This window comes from Pseudomonas sp. PI1 (assembly GCF_000812405.1).
Lineage (GTDB): Bacteria > Pseudomonadota > Gammaproteobacteria > Pseudomonadales > Pseudomonadaceae > Pseudomonas > Pseudomonas citronellolis.
Window position 1 is genome coordinate 33,766 of the sequence record NZ_JWMC01000047.1, and the last position, 19,955, is coordinate 53,720.

The 19,955-nt window shown below is 67.0% G+C and carries 22 protein-coding genes; 9 read left to right on the plus strand and 13 right to left on the minus strand.

Annotated elements, in window-relative coordinates; all coding sequences use genetic code 11:
• The first annotated feature begins 348 nt into the window (after positions 1-348).
• On the plus strand, positions 349-636 hold the full coding sequence (locus tag RN02_RS16595) for a colicin Z C-terminal domain-related protein (protein ID WP_043266896.1): 288 nt from the start codon (positions 349-351) through the stop codon (positions 634-636).
• An 11-nt stretch (positions 637-647) separates the two neighbouring features.
• Positions 648-1,022, plus strand: coding sequence for a hypothetical protein (locus tag RN02_RS33290; RefSeq protein ID WP_152623773.1), 375 nt, complete (start codon positions 648-650; stop codon positions 1,020-1,022).
• Positions 1,023-1,029: 7 nt separating this feature from the next.
• On the opposite strand, the gene RN02_RS16600 is transcribed toward RN02_RS33290, so the two are convergent.
• The gene (locus RN02_RS16600; RefSeq protein ID WP_043266898.1) at positions 1,030-1,596 is read right to left on the minus strand and encodes a DUF4124 domain-containing protein; all 567 of its coding nucleotides are present in this window, start codon (positions 1,594-1,596) and stop codon (positions 1,030-1,032) included.
• 343 nt (positions 1,597-1,939) lie between these two features.
• On the opposite strand from RN02_RS16600, the gene RN02_RS16605 reads away from it, so the two are divergent.
• The gene (locus RN02_RS16605; RefSeq protein WP_043315373.1) at positions 1,940-2,476 is read left to right on the plus strand and encodes a C40 family peptidase; all 537 of its coding nucleotides are present in this window, start codon (positions 1,940-1,942) and stop codon (positions 2,474-2,476) included.
• Between the two features lie 334 nt (positions 2,477-2,810).
• Here RN02_RS16605 and RN02_RS16610 read toward each other — a convergent pair whose 3' ends face one another.
• The gene (locus tag RN02_RS16610) at positions 2,811-3,869 is read right to left on the minus strand and encodes an OmpA family protein (protein WP_043315374.1); all 1,059 of its coding nucleotides are present in this window, start codon (positions 3,867-3,869) and stop codon (positions 2,811-2,813) included.
• 854 nt (positions 3,870-4,723) lie between these two features.
• On the opposite strand from RN02_RS16610, the gene RN02_RS33760 reads away from it, so the two are divergent.
• Complete coding sequence (locus tag RN02_RS33760; protein WP_161796251.1) at positions 4,724-5,347, plus strand: hypothetical protein; 624 nt, start codon at positions 4,724-4,726, stop codon at positions 5,345-5,347.
• Positions 5,348-5,406: 59 nt separating this feature from the next.
• Here RN02_RS33760 and RN02_RS16620 read toward each other — a convergent pair whose 3' ends face one another.
• A complete protein-coding gene (locus RN02_RS16620; RefSeq protein WP_043315376.1) occupies positions 5,407-5,667 on the minus strand; it encodes a hypothetical protein in 261 nt (86 codons plus the stop codon).
• A gap of 284 nt (positions 5,668-5,951) precedes the next feature.
• Here RN02_RS16620 and dusA point away from each other — a divergent pair, with 284 nt between their 5' ends.
• Together dusA and tal are read left to right on the plus strand one after the other, a co-directional pair.
• Positions 5,952-6,923 (plus strand): tRNA dihydrouridine(20/20a) synthase DusA, encoded by a 972-nt coding sequence (dusA, locus tag RN02_RS16625; RefSeq protein WP_051878354.1) that lies wholly within the window; start codon positions 5,952-5,954, stop codon positions 6,921-6,923.
• A gap of 63 nt (positions 6,924-6,986) precedes the next feature.
• Positions 6,987-7,907 carry a transaldolase gene (gene tal / locus RN02_RS16630; protein WP_009619159.1) on the plus strand — a complete coding sequence of 307 codons (921 nt, stop codon included), beginning with the start codon at positions 6,987-6,989 and terminating at the stop codon, positions 7,905-7,907.
• 75 nt (positions 7,908-7,982) lie between these two features.
• Here tal and rssC read toward each other — a convergent pair whose 3' ends face one another.
• The 3 genes from rssC to RN02_RS16645 all read right to left on the minus strand — a co-directional run bounded on the left by rssC (position 7,983) and on the right by RN02_RS16645 (position 10,521).
• On the minus strand, positions 7,983-8,465 hold the full coding sequence (gene rssC / locus RN02_RS16635) for an anti-sigma factor antagonist RssC (RefSeq protein WP_043266908.1): 483 nt from the start codon (positions 8,463-8,465) through the stop codon (positions 7,983-7,985).
• Entirely contained in the window at positions 8,462-9,646 is a 1,185-nt protein-coding gene (gene rssB, locus RN02_RS16640) for a two-component system response regulator RssB (protein WP_043266910.1), read from the minus strand. The genes rssC and rssB overlap by 4 nt, the downstream gene beginning before the upstream one ends.
• 170 nt (positions 9,647-9,816) lie before the next feature.
• Positions 9,817-10,521, minus strand: coding sequence for an MlaA family lipoprotein (locus tag RN02_RS16645; protein ID WP_043266912.1), 705 nt, complete (start codon positions 10,519-10,521; stop codon positions 9,817-9,819).
• Between the two features lie 1,019 nt (positions 10,522-11,540).
• On the opposite strand from RN02_RS16645, the gene RN02_RS16650 reads away from it, so the two are divergent.
• The 3 genes from RN02_RS16650 (at position 11,541) to RN02_RS16660 (ending at position 13,209) form a co-directional block, all read left to right on the plus strand.
• Positions 11,541-12,290, plus strand: a complete 750-nt coding sequence (locus tag RN02_RS16650; protein ID WP_043315377.1) for a phosphatase — start codon at positions 11,541-11,543, stop codon at positions 12,288-12,290.
• On the plus strand, positions 12,287-12,868 hold the full coding sequence (locus tag RN02_RS16655) for a phosphonate degradation HD-domain oxygenase (RefSeq protein WP_043315378.1): 582 nt from the start codon (positions 12,287-12,289) through the stop codon (positions 12,866-12,868). The genes RN02_RS16650 and RN02_RS16655 overlap by 4 nt, the downstream gene beginning before the upstream one ends.
• 77 nt (positions 12,869-12,945) lie before the next feature.
• The gene (locus RN02_RS16660) at positions 12,946-13,209 is read left to right on the plus strand and encodes a DUF4404 family protein (protein WP_009619150.1); all 264 of its coding nucleotides are present in this window, start codon (positions 12,946-12,948) and stop codon (positions 13,207-13,209) included.
• A gap of 49 nt (positions 13,210-13,258) precedes the next feature.
• Here RN02_RS16660 and RN02_RS16665 read toward each other — a convergent pair whose 3' ends face one another.
• The 7 genes from RN02_RS16665 to RN02_RS16695 form a co-directional block, all read right to left on the minus strand.
• Positions 13,259-14,509, minus strand: coding sequence for an OprD family porin (locus RN02_RS16665; RefSeq protein WP_043315379.1), 1,251 nt, complete (start codon positions 14,507-14,509; stop codon positions 13,259-13,261).
• Positions 14,510-14,576: 67 nt separating this feature from the next.
• Positions 14,577-15,560, minus strand: coding sequence for an NADH:ubiquinone reductase (locus RN02_RS16670; protein WP_043315380.1), 984 nt, complete (start codon positions 15,558-15,560; stop codon positions 14,577-14,579).
• A 13-nt stretch (positions 15,561-15,573) separates the two neighbouring features.
• Entirely contained in the window at positions 15,574-16,491 is a 918-nt protein-coding gene (locus RN02_RS16675; RefSeq protein ID WP_043315381.1) for an SDR family NAD(P)-dependent oxidoreductase, read from the minus strand.
• A 35-nt stretch (positions 16,492-16,526) separates the two neighbouring features.
• Positions 16,527-17,672 carry an acyl-CoA dehydrogenase family protein gene (locus RN02_RS16680; RefSeq protein ID WP_043315382.1) on the minus strand — a complete coding sequence of 382 codons (1,146 nt, stop codon included), beginning with the start codon at positions 17,670-17,672 and terminating at the stop codon, positions 16,527-16,529.
• A 15-nt stretch (positions 17,673-17,687) separates the two neighbouring features.
• Positions 17,688-18,452, minus strand: coding sequence for an enoyl-CoA hydratase/isomerase family protein (locus tag RN02_RS16685; RefSeq protein WP_043315383.1), 765 nt, complete (start codon positions 18,450-18,452; stop codon positions 17,688-17,690).
• On the minus strand, positions 18,452-19,510 hold the full coding sequence (locus RN02_RS16690) for an acyl-CoA dehydrogenase family protein (RefSeq protein WP_043315384.1): 1,059 nt from the start codon (positions 19,508-19,510) through the stop codon (positions 18,452-18,454). Before RN02_RS16690 ends, RN02_RS16685 begins: the two co-directional genes overlap by 1 nt.
• The gene (locus RN02_RS16695) at positions 19,507-19,950 is read right to left on the minus strand and encodes a PaaI family thioesterase (RefSeq protein ID WP_052267757.1); all 444 of its coding nucleotides are present in this window, start codon (positions 19,948-19,950) and stop codon (positions 19,507-19,509) included. Before RN02_RS16695 ends, RN02_RS16690 begins: the two co-directional genes overlap by 4 nt.
• Positions 19,951-19,955 lie beyond the last annotated feature (5 nt).

Below are 19,955 nucleotides of genomic sequence, written 5' to 3' on the forward strand. Positions count from 1 at the left end.
ACCCGGGTTGGCGCAGGCCCTGAATTATTGTTGTCAGGGCCATTAGGCGACCATTTGCCGGCCGCGGCTATCGTCCCTTAGTCGGTAGTGTGACCGTCATTGCGGGGCGGTGCACTGTTGCGCTTCGATCCACAGCCTTACCGAGCCCCTGAGCACAGGACACTGCCGACCAAGGGAGTGGAGAGCCGGCGGAGGAATTAGCGTTCCCGACAGCAATTCCTACAGCGCCTAGTCCCGGCCATCCGAGATAAAAAGCGAATAATCGGATGCAATGCTGCAAGACATGACAAAAGCAAACGACATGTCATTTTCGGCTCCTTGGCTTCAGAACAGCAAAAGGAGACGTCCATGAACCAATTGGAAGGCTGGGCTCCGCCGGCGCGGGCCTGGGGACCCTGGATAGTCATCGGCGAACAGATGGGGGGCCCACTCTCTTACAAAGTCGAATTCGAAACTATTTCAGGCAGCTCGACCTTCGACGCCGAGATTCGTTATTTCCAGGGAGGCACTGAAATGAGCGATATCGTCGTTGGCCCGGGAACACACAATTTCACCAGCGGCATCTGCGTCTGTGTATCTCGGATCAGGTTCAGAAGCCACAGCGTCGGGCAAGTGATTGCCATTACCGTTCGTTAGGGAATACCGAGATGAAAAAGACCATCCTGCTTCCCGCAATGTTTCTGGTTGCGGCCTGCGCCAGCACAGCTGAGGAAGGGGTCCTGTTCAGTGTCGAGAATCGCAGCTATCTGCTGACACGAGAATGCGTCAAACGCTCCGAGGTATCACACGACCTTGAGCGGCATGCCTATGTACAGGTCGAACTGACCGATCCTTGTGCAACTTCACTGGCCGGTTTCCTGAATGCAGAGCGAGGTGCCCTGCTTTCCGTTTCGGTCAAAGGACAATATCTGTCGAGATCATTGCCGATCCTTGGCGAGTTTCAGGCCAGAAGCCTGAGAATCTCCAGTCCGGATACAAAGCTGGCAATCGAGGTCGAGCGCTTGCTGTCTCCACTTCGATAAACCCGACTTATTGAGATGAACCGGACTGGTAGCTGTTCACCACGCAGCCATTGGCGTCGTAGTTGATGCTGAAGAAGTTCAGGTACTTGTCGTTCCAGTAGGTGCTGCTGCCGGCGCCGTGGGCGCTGGCCTGCTTGCTCGGGGTGCCGAACATGCTCTCGATTTCCTTGCGGCTCATGCCCGGGACGATTTCCTTGCGCACCATGGCGGTCCGCAGGTCGCGCTCGGAAAGCCCGGTGGAGCAGCCCGGCCGCTCCTCCGAGCCGCCCACCACGGTCACCCGCGTGCCACCGGCCGGAGCCGGGGCCGCCGGCTGCTGCGCCGGATAGGCCCCCGCCGGAGCGTAATCCGCAGTCGGCGCCTGAAGCGCCGGCTGCGCCATCACCGCCCCCTCGCCACCGCCACTGGGCCGGCGGTTCTCCACGTTCAGCTCGACGCCGGCGTTGCCGCCGTTGGGGCAGGCCTGCTTGGTGAAGGTCACCTTGCCCTGCGCATCGACGCATTTGTAGATCGTATCCGCCTGCGCCCAGGCGGCGCAGAACAGCAGCGGAACAGCAACGAGAACACCCTTCATACAGCCTCCCTGGCTGATCAATGGCAGATTGACACCTCAGACCGCCGCGCCGGCGAAAGTTCCAAGGCCGATACACGAAATCCTAACCGCATCGCCAGGAATAACCCACGCCCGGGGTCTTCGTGCTTTCTGCCAGCGTCCCTTCACCGATCCTGAGCCTGCCCCGCCGCCACGGCCTGCCCTGGCCGGCACGAATACTGGAGAGCCCCAGCAGCTACCAGGGAAGTAGCGGCCAGCCCTGCATCACCCATGCCTCCCTCGTCCGCGCGGAGCAGGGCCCGGTGCAGGCTTGCCAGCAGAAGGATTGCGCCACGACCCAACCTTCACCCCGTAGTGTTCCGAAATGCGTGCTCTTCATTGGTTTATCGCTCTTTTACTTCTTGTGCTGATCGTTCCCCTCGCCCACGCCGACGACTTCGATGCCCGGCAGTGGCGCCGCTACTCGCCCGCATCGGCCCAACCAGTACCAGCGGACTGGTATAGCGCCGTCAATCCGGACACGCGCCAGCTCATCGTCGCCCGCGCGCACCAGCTCGTCGGCCAGCGCTACCGCTGGGGCGGCGAATCGGAGGAAACCGGGTTCGATTGCAGCGGCCTGCTGGTCTACCTGTATCGCAGCGTCGCCGACCAGCGCCTGCCACGCACCACCCGGTCGATGATTGCACGGCGCGACGCGACTATCGCCCGCCACGAACTGCAACCCGGCGACGCCGTGTTCTTCAGCCACAACGGCAGCGATAGAGTCAGCCACGTCGGCCTCTACATCGGCGACAACCGCTTCATTCACGCCCCCAGCACGGGCAAGAAGATCCGCATCGACTCCCTCGCCTCCCCCTACTGGAAGCGTGCCTACGTCACCGCGCGCAATTTCAGCGGCTGACGGAATCGGCGCCATCAGGAATATCACCGCCCAGGTGCGGGCGTAGACGCAGTGAGACCAACGGAATAGCCCGCGGAGTCGAGGGCGCAGGCCTGGGTTGCCGACCGTCTTCGGATACCCAACCGAGCCCCTGCCGACGTGGCGGGATGCGTTTGGCGATGGAAAGGCGTTTGCCTGCGTTGAGGGCTGGTATCGGGGGTTTGCTGCTGGATCACCGCCCAGGGCCATCGAGGCCCTGGGCGGTGAAGGTTCCGATCCAGTGGACGGAAAGGCTGCTCCGCTTGAGTGAACGGCATTGCAGCCTAGATCGGGCTGACTCGTCAGCTCCGGCCGATCACGGCTTGGCCTGGGCTTCCACTTCGGCTTCCACGCGACGGTTGACGGCGCGGCCTTCGGCGGTGCCGTTGTCAGCAACCGGACGGCTCTCACCATAACCCACGGCGCTCACGCGGCCGCCTTCCACGCCGTACTCGTTGACCAGCACGTCACGAACGGCGTTGGCGCGACGCTCGGACAGCCTCTGGTTGTAGGCGTCGGTGCCGACGGAGTCGGTGTGGCCTTCAACGGTGGTGGAGGTGGACGGGTACTGCTTCATGAAGTCGGCCAGGTTCTTGATGTCCGCGTAGCTGTTCTGCTTGACCTTGGACTTGTCGAAGTCGAACTTGACGTCCAGCTGGACGCGCACGGCCTCGGCCACGACCGGGCAGCCGCTGGCGTCGACGGTGACGTTGGCCGGAGTGTTCGGGCACTTGTCGACGTTGTCGCAGACGCCGTCGTGGTCTTCGTCGGAGCAGACTTCGGCGACCGAGCCGGTCGCCGGGGCCGGCTTGGAACCGCCGCCGAAGTTCAGGCCGACGCCGACGCCGGCCATCCATTCGCCCTGGTGGCCGTTGTCGCGCTTCTCCAGGCCGTACTGGCCGTCGAGGCCGGCCCTGGCATAGAAGTTCTCGGTGAAGTAGTACTTCAGGCCGGCGCCGATGTTGGCCATGGTCAGGTTCTGACGGCCGCCGTTCTCGCTGTTGACGTTGGTCAGGCTCTGGTGGCCGATGCCGGCGGACAGGTACGGGCGCAGGCCCGCGCCGGGAGCGCCGAAGTGGTAGATGGCGTCCAGCGAGGCCAGGCTGCCATGCACCTTGGCATTGCCGCTGGCGGAGGTGCCGCGCAGGTCGTGGTATTCACCGTAGGACAGCGCCAGCTCGACGTCGTCGGTCAGGAAGTAGCCGAGGGAGCCGCCGTACAGGTCGCCGTTCTGCATGTTGCGATTGCTGTCGGTGAAGTAGCGCTTGCCGAAAGCCTCGACCTCGACCGAATTCCGGCCTTGGGCGAAGCCATCCATGGCAGACAAGGCGACCACGGCACCCACAACGACGCCTAAGGTGTTTCTCGATTTCATTCACGCGATCCTTTCAATAAATACAGGGCACAGGTTCAAGCAACAGCCGAAGACCCACACCCGATGAACGAGTGTGAATCTCTCATCCACGACAGGGGCGAAGTTCCATTTCCTGGAGTCTTTTTCTCGAAATATCCACGAGGCAAGACCGGCGCTATTCAACTCGTTTCAAGCCAAGCAAATGCTATCGGCAGGTCCCGAACCGGTTCCGGGCAGCCAGGATGGTATCCAGGTGAACTCCGGCAACACCATGCGACGCCGTCTGAATTCTTCGCTCCACGATTCCGCCAAGTACGACCACCCCAGCGGCCAACCCTCCCTGCCACTACACACCGCGATCATCTTGAACCCGGCCCCCAACAGCTCTGACTGGAAGAACGCGGATTATCTTCCAGGCCTATCAGCGGACATTGACTTCAGAAAGCGCGCAGGAAGTGCATCGACCCAGTAGCGGCGGCCATCAAGCCGATCCCGATATCACCGCCAGCGGAGGCGCATGGAACGGCCTTTTCCGAGGCGGCCATCCCGCAGGCTGCGCGATCCCGGCATATCGAATTGACGAAAAGTAAGGCGCCGATCCAGGGCATTTTAGAACTCGTCAGATACCTGCCCCGAAGGCCGCGCCCTACTCTTCTCAGCGCAAGACGACGCAACTTCTTCTAAACAGATCAGCGCTGAATTTCTCCTTCGGAAATCCACCGGAGAACTGTTTCTCAAGCGCCGAAAGCGACCCCGAAAACTCATGTCGCCCGCCCCGCGGGCATTGGCACTTTTCGAGACGCTTGTGGGTTCGCGCCTGCTGCAGGATGCGGGAAGAGGGTTGACCCTGTAACTATCTGACTATCCGTACCTAAATGAAAAATCTGATCGATAGCAAAATAAATTTCTCGGTCGTGACCGAAGACTCCCTCATACAGGCATATACCCTGGATGCAAGCCAGGCCGCGCCTGAACAAGTCCTGATGAGCAAACCTGGCAATCTGTACGTATTGCAGGAGCCCCAGCATGCTTCCCTGAGCGATGCGCTGGTTGCCGAACGCTCCGGAGAAGACCTGCTGTTGGCTTTCCGATCCCAGGAGCAAGCCCGCCCGGCGCTGAAGTTCGAGCAGTTCTTCAGCCACGACGGCCGCCTGCATGTCCTCAAGCACGACGGCGAACTCCTGCGCGCCGTGATGGGCCAGGACGACCCGCAGCAAGGCCCGGTCGCCTTCGACCTGCAGGCAGCGAGCGCCACTGAACAGCAGGTGGTCAGCCCGGTTCTGGGCCTGCTGCTGCCTTCCGCCGAAATCGCCCCCGCCGCGGAGCTGGAGCCCCAAACCGGCGACGCCGCGGCCCCCGTACAACTTGCGGCACTGAACGTCGCTCCGCTGTCCGCCGAGCCGCCGCAGATCACCCATGCCATCGACCAGATCGGCGCCCGCCAGGGCTCGCTCGCCTCCGGCATCTTCCGTGCCGTCGCGGGCCACGTCGAGGGCTAGCGGCTCGCCATCGCGCCCGGGCAGCGGGTGGTCAGGGGGCGGCGGCCGGCCGCCGCGGCTCATGCCGTGGCGGGCAGGTCCGTGGCGGCGCTGCCGTGCAGCACCTGGCGGGTGCGCTCGGGGGCGATCAGGCGCAGGCCGAGCAGCGCGCAGACCACCGGCAGGCGCACCTGCGCTGTCTGCATCGGCACGCCGCGCTTGAGCAGGCGCCGCGACCAGGCCGAAACGCCGAGGTTGAACACGATCACGCCGAGGGTCGCCGCCATCGCCGTGCAGCCCGATTGCAGCGGCGTCATGCCCAGGCCCTTCTGCAGGTACACCGGCACCCATCTGTAGACCAGCGCGTTGGGCAGGTACGCCAGGGCGCATCTACACGTTCTTCGCCAAGACCGGAACCCCGGCCATCGAGGTGGAAGTGTTCGACGACTACGACAGCCGACGCTGCAGCGTCCGACATTACGTCGGCCCCGGCTTCGGCGAATGGCAATGCCTATAGGGCTCAACCAACCGAGGTATACTAGGCGCCATCTGGCGACACCGGTTGCCCGCGACGTCCCCAAACGCCCTTTATCGGGCGTTTTTTCATGCCGAATACTGATTTTAAATGAATTTTTCCCATAGATTTTCCGTGGCACCGATGATGGACTGGACCGACCGCCACTGCCGGTTCTTCCTGCGCCAGCTGTCGAGCCATGCCCTGCTCTACACCGAGATGGTCACCACCGGGGCCTTGCTGCATGGCGATGCCGCGCGCTTCCTGCGCCATGACGAGTGCGAGCACCCGCTGGCGCTGCAGTTGGGCGGCAGCGTGCCGGCCGAGCTGGCGGCGGCGGCGAAGCTGGCGGAGGCTGCGGGTTACGACGAGGTCAACCTGAACGTCGGCTGCCCCAGCGACCGGGTGCAGCACAATATGATCGGCGCCTGCCTGATGGCCCATCCGGCGCTGGTGGCCGAGTGCGTCCTGGCCATGCGCGAGGCGGTTTCCATTCCGGTCACGGTCAAGCACCGCATCGGCATCAACGGGCGCGACAGCTATGCCGAGCTGTGCGACTTCGTCGGCCAGGTGCGCGAGGCCGGCTGCCGCAGTTTCACCGTGCATGCGCGCATCGCCATCCTCGAAGGCCTCTCGCCCAAGGAGAACCGCGAGGTTCCGCCGCTGCGCTACGAGGTGGCGGCGCAGCTCAAGCGCGACTTCCCGGACCTGGAGATCGTCCTCAACGGCGGCATCAAGACCCTGGCCGAATGCCAGGAGCACCTGCGCACCTTCGACGGCGTGATGCTCGGCCGCGAGGCCTATCACAACCCCTACCTGCTGGCCCAGGTGGACGCCGCGCTGTACGGCGCCGAGTCCCCCACGATCAGCCGTGCCGAGGCCCTGGCGCGGATGCGCCCGTACATCCAGCGGCACATCGCCGAGGGCGGCGCCATGCACCATGTGACACGTCACGTGCTCGGCCTTGGCCAGGGTTTCCCCGGCGCCCGGCGCTTCCGCCAGCTGCTTTCGGTGGACGTGCACAAGGCCGCCGATCCGCTGCGGGTGCTCGACCAGGCCATCGAACTTCTCGCTGGCCGCTAGGTCCCGTTGAGCGCGGGGTTGCGCTCGGGTAAGGTCATGGGGATCGCACTCGGAAGACCTGCCATGACCTCCAAGCTGGAACAACTGAAGCAGTACACCACCGTCGTCGCCGATACCGGCGATTTCGACGCCATTGCCCGCCTGAAGCCGGTGGATGCCACCACCAACCCCTCGCTGCTGCTCAAGGCCGCCGCCCTGCCCCGCTACGCCGAGCACCTGGCCCGCGCCACCGCGGCCAGCGGCGGCGACGCGGGCCTGGCCTGCGACCGCTTCGCCGTGGCGGTGGGCAAGGACATCCTCGGGGTCATCCCCGGGCGCGTCTCCACCGAAGTGGACGCTCGCCTGTCCTTCGACACCGAGGACACCCTGGCCCGCGCCCGCCGGCTGGTCGAGCTGTACGACGAACAAGGCGTCGGCAAGGATCGCGTGCTGATCAAGATCGCCTCCACCTGGGAAGGCATCCGCGCCGCCGAACAGCTGGAGCGCGACGGCATCCAGACCAACCTCACCCTGCTGTTCTCCTTCGCCCAGGCCGCGGCCTGCGCCGACGCCGGGGTGTTCCTCATCTCGCCCTTCGTCGGCCGCATCTACGACTGGTACAAGAAGGCCAACGCCCGCGACTACGTCGGCGCCGAGGACCCGGGCGTGCAGTCGGTGTCGCGCATCTACCGCTATTACAAGGCCAACGGCTACCGCACCGTGGTGATGGGCGCGAGCTTCCGCAACCTCGGGCAGATCGAGCAACTGGCCGGCTGCGACCGCCTGACCATCAGCCCGGACCTGCTGCAGCAACTGGCCGACGCCCAGGGCGAGCTGCCGCGCACCCTGCAGCCCGGCGGCGGCGAGGCGCGCCAGGTGCTGGACGAGAGCGCCTTCCGCTGGCAGATGAACGAGGACGCCATGGCCACCGAAAAGCTGGCCGAGGGCATCCGCCTGTTCGCCCGCGACCAGGAGAAGCTGGAAGCCCTGCTCGGCGGCCGCTGAAACCCACGCGCAGCAAAACGAACCGGCGCCCCAGGGCGCCGGTTTGCGTTCTATCTATCGACGGGCTCCGGCGGATCAGTGGTGCTCGAGAGCACTCACCAGGTCGTGGAAGGCTTCACGGTTGGACTCGTTCAGGCCCATGAGGATGCGGTGGGCCTCCAGCACCTTGCTGCGCACCACTTCCTCGGACTGGTCCTGGGGCGGCAGGTCGGTGAGGCAGTCCGTGCAGGGGATGGGCCGGTCGACGATGTTGAACACCTGGTCGAAGCCCATGGACTGCAGCAACCGGGTGATGTCCGGGTTGGTGGTCACCAGGGTCGGCAACAGCCCCACCTTCTGCCGCGAGAGGATCGACAGCTTGGCCAGCAGGCCCAGGGTGGTGCTGTCGATGCTCTGGGTTTCCGTGAGATCGATGATGATCGCCGTGAAATTCAACGCGGCGAAGATTTTTTCAATGGTGGCATCCAGCGCCGAACACAGGGTCAGTCGGACTTCGCCCACGAACTTCAGGACGAATGAGCCATCCTGCTCGGCGAACTGGATTTTACCGGTACTCATGCAAGGTTCCTGCTCAACACCAGCAAGGCGATATCATCCGGCATCTCGGACAACTTGGCCAGCCCGAAGACCTGGCGCAGGCCGTCCAGCGTCCCGCCGGCGGCGACGACCTGCTCGGGCAGGGCCGTCTCCTTTTCTTTCAATGTAGCCCCGGGCAGCACATCCAGTATGCCGTCGGAGAACAACGACAGGCTGAAGGACCTGGGCAGGTCCATGGTCCGGTCGTCGTAGGTGGCGTCCTCGAACAGGCCCACGGGCAGGCCGCGGCCTTCGAGGTAGCGTGCTTCGCCGTCGACGTAGAGTACCGGCAGCGGCAGGTGGCCACCAATGCTGTAGGTCAGGCGATCGGTTTCCAGGTCGATCACCCCGCCGAGCATGGTCACGTGCTTGCCCAGCTTGGTGTTGATCAACCCGCGGTTGATGTGCCCGAGCACCTCGGAGGGCTTGAACTCGGGCAGCGTGCCCGCCCGCCGCGACTCGTACAGCAGGCGGGTGGTCATGAACTTCAGCAGCACGGTCACGAACGCCGATGAGGCGCCATGGCCGGAGACGTCGGCCAGGTAGAAGCCGATGCGCCGCTCGTCGACGCGGAAGTAGTCGACGAAGTCGCCGGACAGGTACAGCGACGGGATGATCTGGTGGGCGAACTTCAGCCCCTCGGCTTCCCAGGGCGTCACCGGCAGCATGTTCATCTGCACCTGGCGCCCGGCGTTCTGGTCTTCCTGCAGCAGGTTCAGGCTGGCCTGCAACTCGCGGTTGGCGGCTTCCAGCTTCTCGCGGTAGCGGCGGTTCTCCGAACGCAGGTAGGCGCGGTCCAGGGCGCGGCGCACCGAGTGCTCCAGCACGGCCAGGTCTTCCAGGGGCTTGATCAGGTAGTCCGCGGCGCCCAGGCGCAGGGCCTCGACCACGTCGCTCATCACCCCGGCCCCGGAAAGCACGATGACCGGCGTTTCCACCGCCATCGCGCTGACCCGGCGGATCAGCTCCAGGCCGTCCATCTGCGGCATGCGCAGGTCACAGATGACCAGGTCGGGCAGTTCGTGCTGGAAGACCTGCAGGCCCTGCTGGCCGTTGGTCGCCTGCAGGACTTTGAAACCACTGTCTTCCAGGTAGGCCGCGAGGCTTTCGCGAACGGCCTCGTCGTCATCGATGATCAGCAGCGTGGCACTGGGTTTGTGCATGGGTTATCCAGGCAAACGGCGCCGGAGGTGGTGAAGTGGGCGCGCATGGCTATGAAAACGGCGCGGGTCGGGTGCGACAAGGCGCAGACACTACTCCCATCCGCCCCAGGGTTCAAGACGGCGGCACGGCGCGCTTGCGGCAGCCCCGGGGCGGATGGGTGGCGGGTGTGTCAGAAGTCGTCTTCGACCTGGCCGTCCTTGACCTTGAACTCGCGGTTCTGCAGGTAGGCGTTGCGGATGAAGGTGTACTTGTCGCCGGAAATCAGCTTCTCGGACCTGAGCAGGTCGGCGCGGGTGTCGACCACGTCCACGGCGCGGAGGCTGTTGCGCACGGACACGTCGTCGATGTACGGGTACATGCCGGTATAGGCGTCCGGGATCTTCGACGGCGCGTCGCGCAGGGTGCTCGGCCCCAGCAGCGGCAGCATCACGTAGGGGCCACTGCCCACGCCCCAGTAGCCGAGGGTCTGGCCGAAGTCCTCGTCGTTGCGCTGCAGACCCATGCGGGTGGCCACGTCGATGAAGCCGGCCAGGCCGAAGGTGGTATTGAACAGCAGGCGGCTGGTGTCGACGCCGGCGTGCTCGAGCTTGCCTTGCAGCAGGTCGTTGGCCAGGTTGCGCACGTCGCCGATGTTGCTGAAGAAGTTGTGGATGCCGTCCTGCACGAAATTCGGCGTTACCTTCTGGTAACCCTGCGCCAGGGGCTTGAGCGCATAGGTGTCGAGGGTGTCGTTGAACACGAAGATCGGGCGGTTGACGCTCTCCCAGGGGTCGTCCTCGCTCGCGGCCTGGGCCAGGAAGGGGAGCATGACCAGGCTGGCTCCGGCCAGCAGGCGAGCGGTGCGCTGCATCCAGTTGACGCCGTGTGGGCGCATCGGGTTTCTCCTTTGAAAGTCTCATGAGGCCGCCGCCGCGGCCTCGAACCGCTGCGCAGTATATAGTTCCAAGTTCGATTTGCAGACATCGGATTGTTTCTAACGCCTTCGCACCCGGCGCGCGGCCGGAAGCGCCGCCCTCCCCTCACGATAGCCAAGAGCCAGCTTTTGTGCCGATGCGACGCTCTTGCCGACCGGGTTGGAAGGCTCTTCGTAGGAGCGAGCTTGCTCGCGAACGGTGTTTGCCAGGGGCTGCGGTGCTGGGCCAGCACCCAAAGCTCCCTGGAAATCCGTAGGGCGCATAACGCCTACGGCGTTATCCGCCGTTTGACCTTGGTTACCGGCCCGCTCGGTGTCGAGCCTGGCGCTGGTCGCGCATTCCCCCGGACCGACCGAGGCAGAGTCGATGAGAAAGGTGAGGCGGCGGATAACCGCGAACGGTTATTCGCCCTACGCTACTGGAAGCACCGGCGTAGGAGCGGACTTCGTCCGCGATTGGCTCACCGGCCACGCCGGATGCCCCGGTGGCACGAATGGCCCCCTCTCCCTCCGGGAGAGGGCTGGGGTGAGGGCGCTCTTGAGCCCAGCACCCAAAGTTTTCCGGAAATCCGTAGGGCGCATAACGCCTATGGCGTTATCCGCCGTTTGACCTTGGTTACCGGCCCGCTCGGTGTCGAGCCTGGCGCGGGTCACGCATTCCCCCGGACCGACCGAGGCAGGGTCGATGAGAAAGGTGAGGCGGCGGATAACCGCGAACGGTTATTCGCCCTACGCTACTGGAAGCCCGAATCGCGGGCAGAGTCCGCTCCTACGGTTACAGGGAGGCACGGGCGTTCGAGGAACAGCCCCGGCTCGCCCGGCAGCTTCGCGGCCAGGCCGCCATGGCGGGCTCTCCAGCGAAAGGCGCCACATTATAAAGGCAGCGGGATAAAGGCAGCGGGCCCGCGCGCAGGCCGGCTTCACCGGATCGTCACAATGCGCGTCTAGTCTGGCCTAGACCATTGTCCAGACACCCTGCCATGCCCGCCTCGACCGCCGCCGACCTGCCCCGCTTCACCTCCCTGCTCTTCGGACTCGCCGGCGACCTGGTGGACTTCGGCGCCCGCACCCTGCCCCGCGCGCTGCAGCAGAGCTGCCCGGACTGCCCGCAGGAGCGCCTCGCCGAGGCCGCCACCCTGGCTCCGCAGCAGGCCCTGGGCCATGTGCTCGGCCGCCTGCCCAGCGCCGAGGAGGTCGCGCGCTTCCGCAAACGCCTGGCCGAAGCCGCCGACGCCCATGCCGAGCCCATCGCCGAGGCCCTGCCCGCCCTGCACCAGTTGAACCGCCAGGGCGTGCCCTGCGCCTGGCTGGAGGAACTGCCGGAGCCGGCCAGCGAACGCCTGGCCGCCGCCCTCGACGGCGCCCTGGACAGCGGCATCGCCCATGCCGGGCGGCCTTGGCCGGCGCCGGACGCCTGCTGGCGCGCGCTGATGGAGCTGGGCACCCCGCAACTGGACGGCTGCGTGCTGGTGAGCAGCCAGCCACGGCTGCTCCAGGCCGGCCTCAATGCCGGGCTGTGGACCATCGGCCTGGCCGCCAGCGGCCCGCTGTGCGGCCTGTCGATGCGCGACTGGGAGGCGCTGGACGGCCCCCAACGCGACCTGCGCCGCGCCCAGGCGACCTTCGGCCTGTACCGCCTGGGTGTGCACTCGGTCATCGACCACCTGGGCGAGCTGGATTCCTGCCTGCTGGACATCGCCAGCCGCCGCGCCAAAGGAGAAAAGCCATGAACCGCGCCCGCCACGCCTTCCTCGACGAGCTGGCCGAACGCTTCGCCAGCCACGGCGCCGAGCCCTACGGCGAATCGGTGAGCCAGGCCGAGCACGCCCTGCAATGCGCCACCCTGGCCGAGCGCGCCGGCTGCTCCGACGCCCTGGTGATCGCCGCGCTGCTGCACGACATCGGCCACCTCTACGAGAACCCCGACGAGATCGAGGCCCGCGACCTGCGCCACGAGGAAGTCGGCGCCAACCTGCTGCGCGAGCTGCTGCCCGAATCGGTGTGGCAGCCGGTCCGCCTGCACGTGGCCGCCAAGCGCTACCTGTGCGCGGTGGACGCCGCCTACCACGCCGGCCTGTCGCCAGCCTCGCGGCACAGCCTGGCGCTGCAGGGCGGGCCCTTCGACGAGCGCGGCGCCAGCGCCTTCCTCAGCGCCCCCTACGCCCAGGACGCCGTCACCCTGCGGCGCCTGGACGACCTGGGCAAGGACCCGGCCATGCGCACCCCGGAGCTTGCGCACTTCTTCCCGCTGCTGGAACGCCTGCTGCGCATTGACGGGCATCAGACACGGTTGCGTTCGGCGGGTTAAGCTGTGTGGCATGGAGATGGATTTTTCGCCGCCGCGCGGCGGTCCATCCTGGGTAGCCACCGCAGAAGGAAACCACCATGCCGACACGTCAACTGCGTGAAGAACTGCAGCGACTGCGCGACCAGCTGGAACAGCAGCCGCCGCTGAGCGAAGAGCAGCGCGGGGAGCTGGAGACGCTGATAGAAGACATCGAACTGCAACTGGCCAACGAGGAAGCTCTCGCCGACGACAGCCTGCTGGATGGCGTCAACCTGGCGGTGGAGCGCTTCGAGGTCAGCCACCCGACCCTCGCCGGCACCCTGCGCTCGATCATGCAGAGCCTGGCCAACATGGGCATCTGAACCCTTCCCCCCGGCGGCCCGCCCCCTCTTGGCGCGGGCCGCATCGCCTTTACCAGAGCGGCAATGTGTAACTGATGATGACGCGGGTTTCGTCCACGTCGTTGCCGAAGTCGCTGCGGAAACTGCCGTTGCGCACCTTCAGGCCCAGGTTCTTCAGCGCCCCGCTCTGCACCACGTAGCCGATGTCGGTGTCACGTTCCCATTCCTTGCCGTTGCCCTGGCCGTTGAGCAAGTCGATGTTGTCGCCGCGCAGGTAGCGCGTCATGAAGGTCAGCCCGGGCAGGCCGACGGCGGCGAAGTCGAAGTCGTAGCGCAGCTGCCAGGAACGCTCGTCCTTGTTGGCGAAGTCGCCGATCTGCACGAAGTTGGTCAGGTACGGGTCGGTGCCGGCCAGGTAGGCGTAGCCGGTGTCGCCGGACATGCGCTGGTAGCCCAGGCCGAAGCCATGGCCGCCCAGGCGGTAGGTGAACAGGGCGTTGAGCGCGCGGTTGTCGACGTTGCTGCCGCCCTCGTCGGTGGAGCGCGCCCAGCGGATGTCGGACTTCAGCGACTGGTCCCTGGCGATCGGCAGGACATGCACCAGGCCCAGGTAATGCTGGCGGTAGAAGTCCTCAAGGTTGCCGTAGTGATAGCTGGTGCTCAGGTTCTCGCTCCAGCGGTAGCTGCCGCCGGCCAGGTTGAAGCGGTCGCTGCTGGCGTGGCGCCCGGGCAGGATATTGCGCTTGTTGCCGCGGGTGATGCTCAGGTCCTCGGCGTTGGTCGAGTCGCGCTGCTTCACCTGGCGCAACTGGCCAAGCTGCACGGCCAGGCCGTCGATCTCGTTGATTTCCGCCAGGCCGCCCTGGAAGGTCTGCGGGTGCAGGCGGGTGTCGTTGTACTGCACCACCGGCAGCTTGGGCGTCAGGGTGCCGATCTTCAGCGTGCTGTTGGCGGCGCGCAGCTTGGCGGTCAGGCCCAGGTCGGAATAGTCGTCGGCGGCGCGGCGGTCGCTGGCCGAATACGGCAGCAGGCCGGAGCCGGAGCGGTCCGGGCTGGAGTCGAGCTTGAGCCCGAGCAGGCCCAGGGCGTCCAGGCCCACGCCGATGCTGCCCTCGGTATAACCGGACTCGTAGCGCAGCAGGAAGCCCTGGGCCCACTCCTCCGAGTAGGACTGGCTGGCGCCGCTCTGGCGATAGTCGCGGTTGAAGTAGAAGTTGCGCAATTCCAGGCTGGCCTTGCTGTCGCCGATGAAATCGGCCTGGGCGCAGAACGGCAGGCAGGCGGCGACCGAGGCCAGCGCCCGTGCGGGAAGATTTTTCATTGTTGTTGTCTCTTCGTTCGGTGAGGTGAGGCGGCGCCCTCCTGCGGCGCCGCGTGGGGGATGGCGATCAGTCGGCGAGCATGCCCTCCAGGCGCTGGCGCACCAGGGTGCGGGCCTGTTCGACGATGCCGCGCAGCAGCTCGGCGCAACTTGGCTCGTCATCGATCAGGCCCTGGACCATGCCGGCCGACCAGATGCCCAGGTCGGTGTCGCCCTGCTCGTAGACGCCGCGCCCGCGCTGGCCGCTGACCAGCGCGGCGATATCGGCGTAGGTGGCGCCGCCGCGCGCCTCGATCGCCCGCACTTCCTGGCTCACCGCGTTGCGCGCCACCCGCGCGGTGTTGCGCAGGCTGCGCATGATCAGGTCGGTGGAACGCTCGTCGGCGGCGCGGATGGCCGCCTTCACCTGCGGGTGGATCGGGCATTCGCGGGTGCTGAGGAAGCGCGTGCCCATGTTGATCGCGTCCGCCCCCAGCGCCAGCGCCGCCACCAGCCCGCGGCCGTCGGCGAAACCGCCGGAAGCGATGATCGGCACCCGCAGGCGGTTGGCCGCGACCGGGATCAGCACCAGAGCAGGGATGTCGTCCTCGCCCGGGTGGCCGGCGCACTCGAAGCCGTCGATGGACACCGCATCCACGCCCAGTTGCTCGGCCTTGAGCGCATGGCGCAGCGAGGTGCACTTGTGGATCACCTTGACGCCATGCCGGCGCAGCTCGGCGATGTGCTCGCCGGGGTTGTTGCCGGCGGTCTCGACGACGCCGATGCCGGCCTCGATGATCGCCGCGCGGTACTCGGCATAGGGCACCGGCTTCTGCGTCGGCAGCAGCGTCAGGTTGACGCCGAAGGGCTTGTCGGTCAGCTCGCGGCAGCGCGCGATCTCCCCGGCCAGCGCCTCCGGGCTCGGCTGCGTCAGCGCCGACAGCGTCGCCAGGCCGCCGGCGTTGGCCACCGCCGCGGCCAGCTCGGCGCGCCCCACCCACTGCATGCCGCCCTGCATGATCGGGTGCTCGACGCCGAAGGTCTCGGTGAAACGGGTGTTGAAGATGCCCATGACGCCTCCGTGGTCAGATCGGGTCCCAGGAGAACACGTCCGGGCTGCGCGCCAGGTCCATGAAGCTGCCGCGCAGCGCCGGCATGCCGTGCCCGGCGATGCTCTGCGGGGTCCAGCCGTGCTCGCTGTGCACGCTGCGCAGCGGGCGACTCTGGCTCATCAGGAACAGCTCGTGGTTGCGCGCGGCGAACACCTGACCGTTGACCTCGCGGGCGGCGTCGGAGGCCAGGTACACGGCCAGCGGCGCGTTCTTGTCGGGGGTCATGCGCTGCAGCTTCTCCACCCGCGCCTTCTGTTCCGGGGTATCGGCCGGGATGGAGTCGGTCATGCGGCTCCAGGCGAAGGGCGCGATGCAGTTGGAACGCACGTTGTAGCGCTGCATGTCGAGGGCGATGGACTTGGACAGCGCGACTATGCCCAGCTTGGCCGCCGAATAGTTGGCCTGGCCGAAGTTGCCGATCAGCCCCGAGGTGCTGGTCATATGCACGAAGGCGCCGCTGCCCTGTTCGCGGAAGCGCTCGGCGGCGGCGCGGCTGACGAAGAAGCTGCCGTTGAGGTGCACGTTGATCACCGACAGCCAGTCCTCGGCGCTCATCTTGTGGAAGATGGCGTCGCGCAGGATGCCGGCGTTGTTCACCACTATGTCCAGCCGGCCGAAGGCGTCCAGGGCGCTGGCGACGATGCGCCGAGCGCTGTCCCAGTCCGACACGCTGTCGGTGTTGATCGCCCCTTCGCCGCCGCGCTGGCGGATCAGCCCGAGGGTTTCCTCGGCCGGCGAGGCCGAGCCGCCCTCGCCGCCCAGCGACACGCCGATGTCGTTGATCAGCACCTTCGCCCCGCTGTCGGCCAGGGCCAGGGCGATCTCGCGGCCGATGCCGCCACCGGCGCCGGTGACGATCGCTACCTTGCCTTCGTTCAGTCGTTCACTCATCACTCTTTCCTCTCGTATGGATTCGGCTGCGGCCTTCAACCCGGCAGGCCGAGCAGGCTCTTGGCCAGGATGTTGCGCTGGATTTCGTTGGTGCCGCCGTAGATGGTGGTGGGCCGCGACTGGATGAAGATGCCCGCCGGGTGCAGCTCGGGGTCGTCGGCCAAGGGTTGCAGCAGCGCCGAGTCGGGGCCGGCGATCTCCAGGCCCAGTTCGCTGATGCGCTGGTACAGCTCGGACTGGTGGACCTTCAGCATCGACACCTCCGGGCCCAGGTTCTCGCCGCGCCGCAGGCGCTCGGCGAAGTGCCCGTAGAGCGCCTTGTGGCAGTCCAGGTCCATGCTCAGCGCGGCGAAGCGCTGGGCGAACGCCGGGTCGTCCCACAGGCCCTGGCGCCGGGCCAGGCGCGCCAGGCGCTCGAAGGCGAAGGTGGCCTGCTTGGGCGAACCGAGGAAGATGCGCTCGAAGCCCAGCAGCGCCTTGGCCATGCTCCAGCCCTGGTTGACCTCGCCCACCAGGTGCTCGGCCGGCACCCGCACGTCATTGAAGAACACCTCGCAGAACTCGCCCTGCAGCTCCAGGTTGAGGATCGGCCGCACCTCGACGCCGGGGCTGTCCATCGGCACCAGCAGGAAGCTGATGCCCTGCTGCGGCTTGCCGCCGCGCTCGGTGCGCGCCAGCACGAAGATCCAGTTGGCCTCGCTGCCCATGGTGGTCCAGGTCTTCTGGCCGTTGATCACCCACTGGCCCTCGCGCAGTACCGCCTCGGTGCGCAGGCTGGCCAGGTCGGAGCCGGCGTTGGGCTCGCTGTAGCCCTGGCACCAGATGTCCTCGCCGCTGAGGATGCGCGGCAGGAAGCGCTCGCGCTGGGCGTCGCTGCCGTAGCGGATCAGCAGCGGGCCGAGCATGGTGATGCCGCTGTCGGGCAGGCGCGCGCAGCCGTAGCCTTCCATCTCCTCGATCATGATCAGTTGCTTGCCGGCGGAGAGGCCCATGCCGCCGTAGCGCACCGGCCAGCCGGGGCACAGCCAGCCCTGGCGCGACAGCGCCTGGTACCACTCCCAGGTGTCGTCGCGGCCCAGGCGGTGAGCCGGGTTGCGGATGCGTTGCGGGTAGTTGGCGGCGATCCACTCGCGCACCATCAGGCGGAACTCGCCGTCGCCCATGGCGTTGTAGTCGGTCATTTCAGTGCCCTCGGCTCATTGTCCGGTGAATGCGGGGGTGCGCTTGGCCAGGAAGGCCGCCTTGCCTTCGGCATGGTCGGCGCTGAGGAACAACTGGCTCTGCAGCTCGCCCTCGCGCTCCAGCAGCAGGTCGAGGCCATCGGCGAGCAGGGCCTTGGTCATCGCCAGCGGCAGCGGCGCCTGCTGCTCGACCAGGGCGGCGCGGGCCATGGCCGCGTCCAAAGCCGCGCCAGGCGCGCAAAGCTGGTCCACCAGGCCGATGCGCAGCGCCTCCTCGGCTTCCAGCACCTGGCCGAACATCAGCACCTGTCGCGCACGGCCCACGCCGATGCGCGCCGGCAGGGTATGCAGCAGGCCGAGGTCGGCGAGCAGGCCGACCTTGCCGAAGCCGGCGGCGAAGCGCGCCGTGCCGCCGCACACCAGGCTGTCGCAGGCCAGCGCCACGGACAGCCCGGCGCCCACCGCCCAACCTTCTATAGCGGCGATCAGCGGCTTGCCCATGCGCACCATCTGCCGCACCAGGGCGGCGTTGTTGTGCATGCGCGCGCGGCCGGCGCCGAGCCCGTCGACGTTCATGTCGCTGAGGTCGCCGCCGGCGCAGAACACCTCCGCGCTGCCGGTGATCACCACGCTGCGCACCTGCGGATCGGCGTCAGCCTCGCGCAGGGCCTGCAGCAGTTCCTGGCGCAGCGCCGGGGCCAGCGCGTTGCGCCGCGCCGGGTTGTTGAAGCGCAGCAGGCGCACGCTGCCGTGCGTCTCTTGCAGCAGCATCCCGCTCATCAGGCCACCTCCCGCTGCAACAGCGCGATGTAGCGCGCCTTGTGGAAGGCCAGCGAACCCTGGGCGTTGAGCAGCACCATGGCGCGGCGCAGGAACAGGCCGATGTCGGCCTCGTCGGTGAAGCCGATGCCGCCATGCAGTTGGATCGCCTGGCGGGTGACCAGCAGCGCGGCCTCGGCAGCGCGCACCTTGGCGGTGGACACCAGGCGCCGGACCTCGGCCAGCGGCGCCCGGGCGTCGATGGCGTCGGCGGCCCGGGCGACCACGGCGCGCGCCAGCTCGATCTGGATCTTCAGGTCGACCATGCGGTGCTGCAGGGCCTGGAAGCTGCCGATGGCGCGGCCGAACTGGCTGCGCACGCCGAGGTAGTCGCGGGTGCGCTCGAAGGCGGCATCCATCAGCCCCACCAGGTAGGCGGCGCAGGCCAGCGCTGCTTCGTCCAGCGCGGCGGGCGGTGCCGCCAGCACGCTGGCCGGAGTGGCGTCGAAACGCAGACGCGCCAGGTGGCCGCCGTCCTGGGTCGGCTCCTGGCTCAGGTGCAGTCCTTCGGCGCCGCGCTCCACCAGCGCCAAGCCGCCGTCGCAGACCACCAGCCAGGCGTCGGCGGCGGCGCCCAGGGCGACATGGCCGACCTCGCCATGCAGCTTGCCGTCGCGCAGTTGCGGCAGCGTGGCGCCTTCGTCGTAGGCGATGCCCGCCGGCAACACCAGCTTTTCACCGGCCAGCAGCGCTTCGCGCTCCGCGTCCGGCAGCAGCGGCGCCACCAGGCTCGCTTCGATCAGCGGTTCCGGCAGCAGGCCGCGCCCCAGTTCCTCCAGCAGCGCGGCGTATTCGGCCATGCCCAGGCCGCTGCCGCCCAACTCTTCTCCCAGGCGCAGGCCCGGCCAGCCCATGGCGCAGACTTCGGCCCAGGCTGCGCGGTCCACGCCCGGCTCGCTGAAGCGCAGGCGGCGCACCCGGCCCAGGTCGCCGTCGGGCGGAACCAGGGAGGCGGCGCTGTCACGGATCATGCGCAAGCGCTCCTCGCGCTCGCGGGCCAGTTCGGCGGTGTCGGTCATGTCGTCGTACTCGTGTCGGTGGAACGGCTCCCGGCCTCGGCGGCCCGGTACTTGAAGCTGCCCGAGGCGCTGGCGACCAGTTCGCCGTCCTCGTTGTGGATCTCGGCTGTGCAGAAGCACAGGTTGCGCGTGCGCCGCAGCACCCGGCCGACGGCGTTGAGCTCGCCGCGGGCGGTGCCCATGAAGTGCGTGGCCATGTCGATGGTGACCATCGAGCAGCCCGGCGAGCAGATGCGGATGGCTCCGGCCATGGCGGCGTCGAGCACGGTCATCAGCACCCCGCCGTGGAAGTGGCCGAGGTAGTTCATCAGCTCCGCGCGGTGCTGCAGGCGGATGCGCGCCAGCTCGCCCTCGGCCCAGCGTTCCAGGCCGATGAACTCCTGGAAGGTGAAGCGGCCGGTGGGAAACACCGTCGCGGGCTCGGCCAGGCTGGCCGCCATGGTTG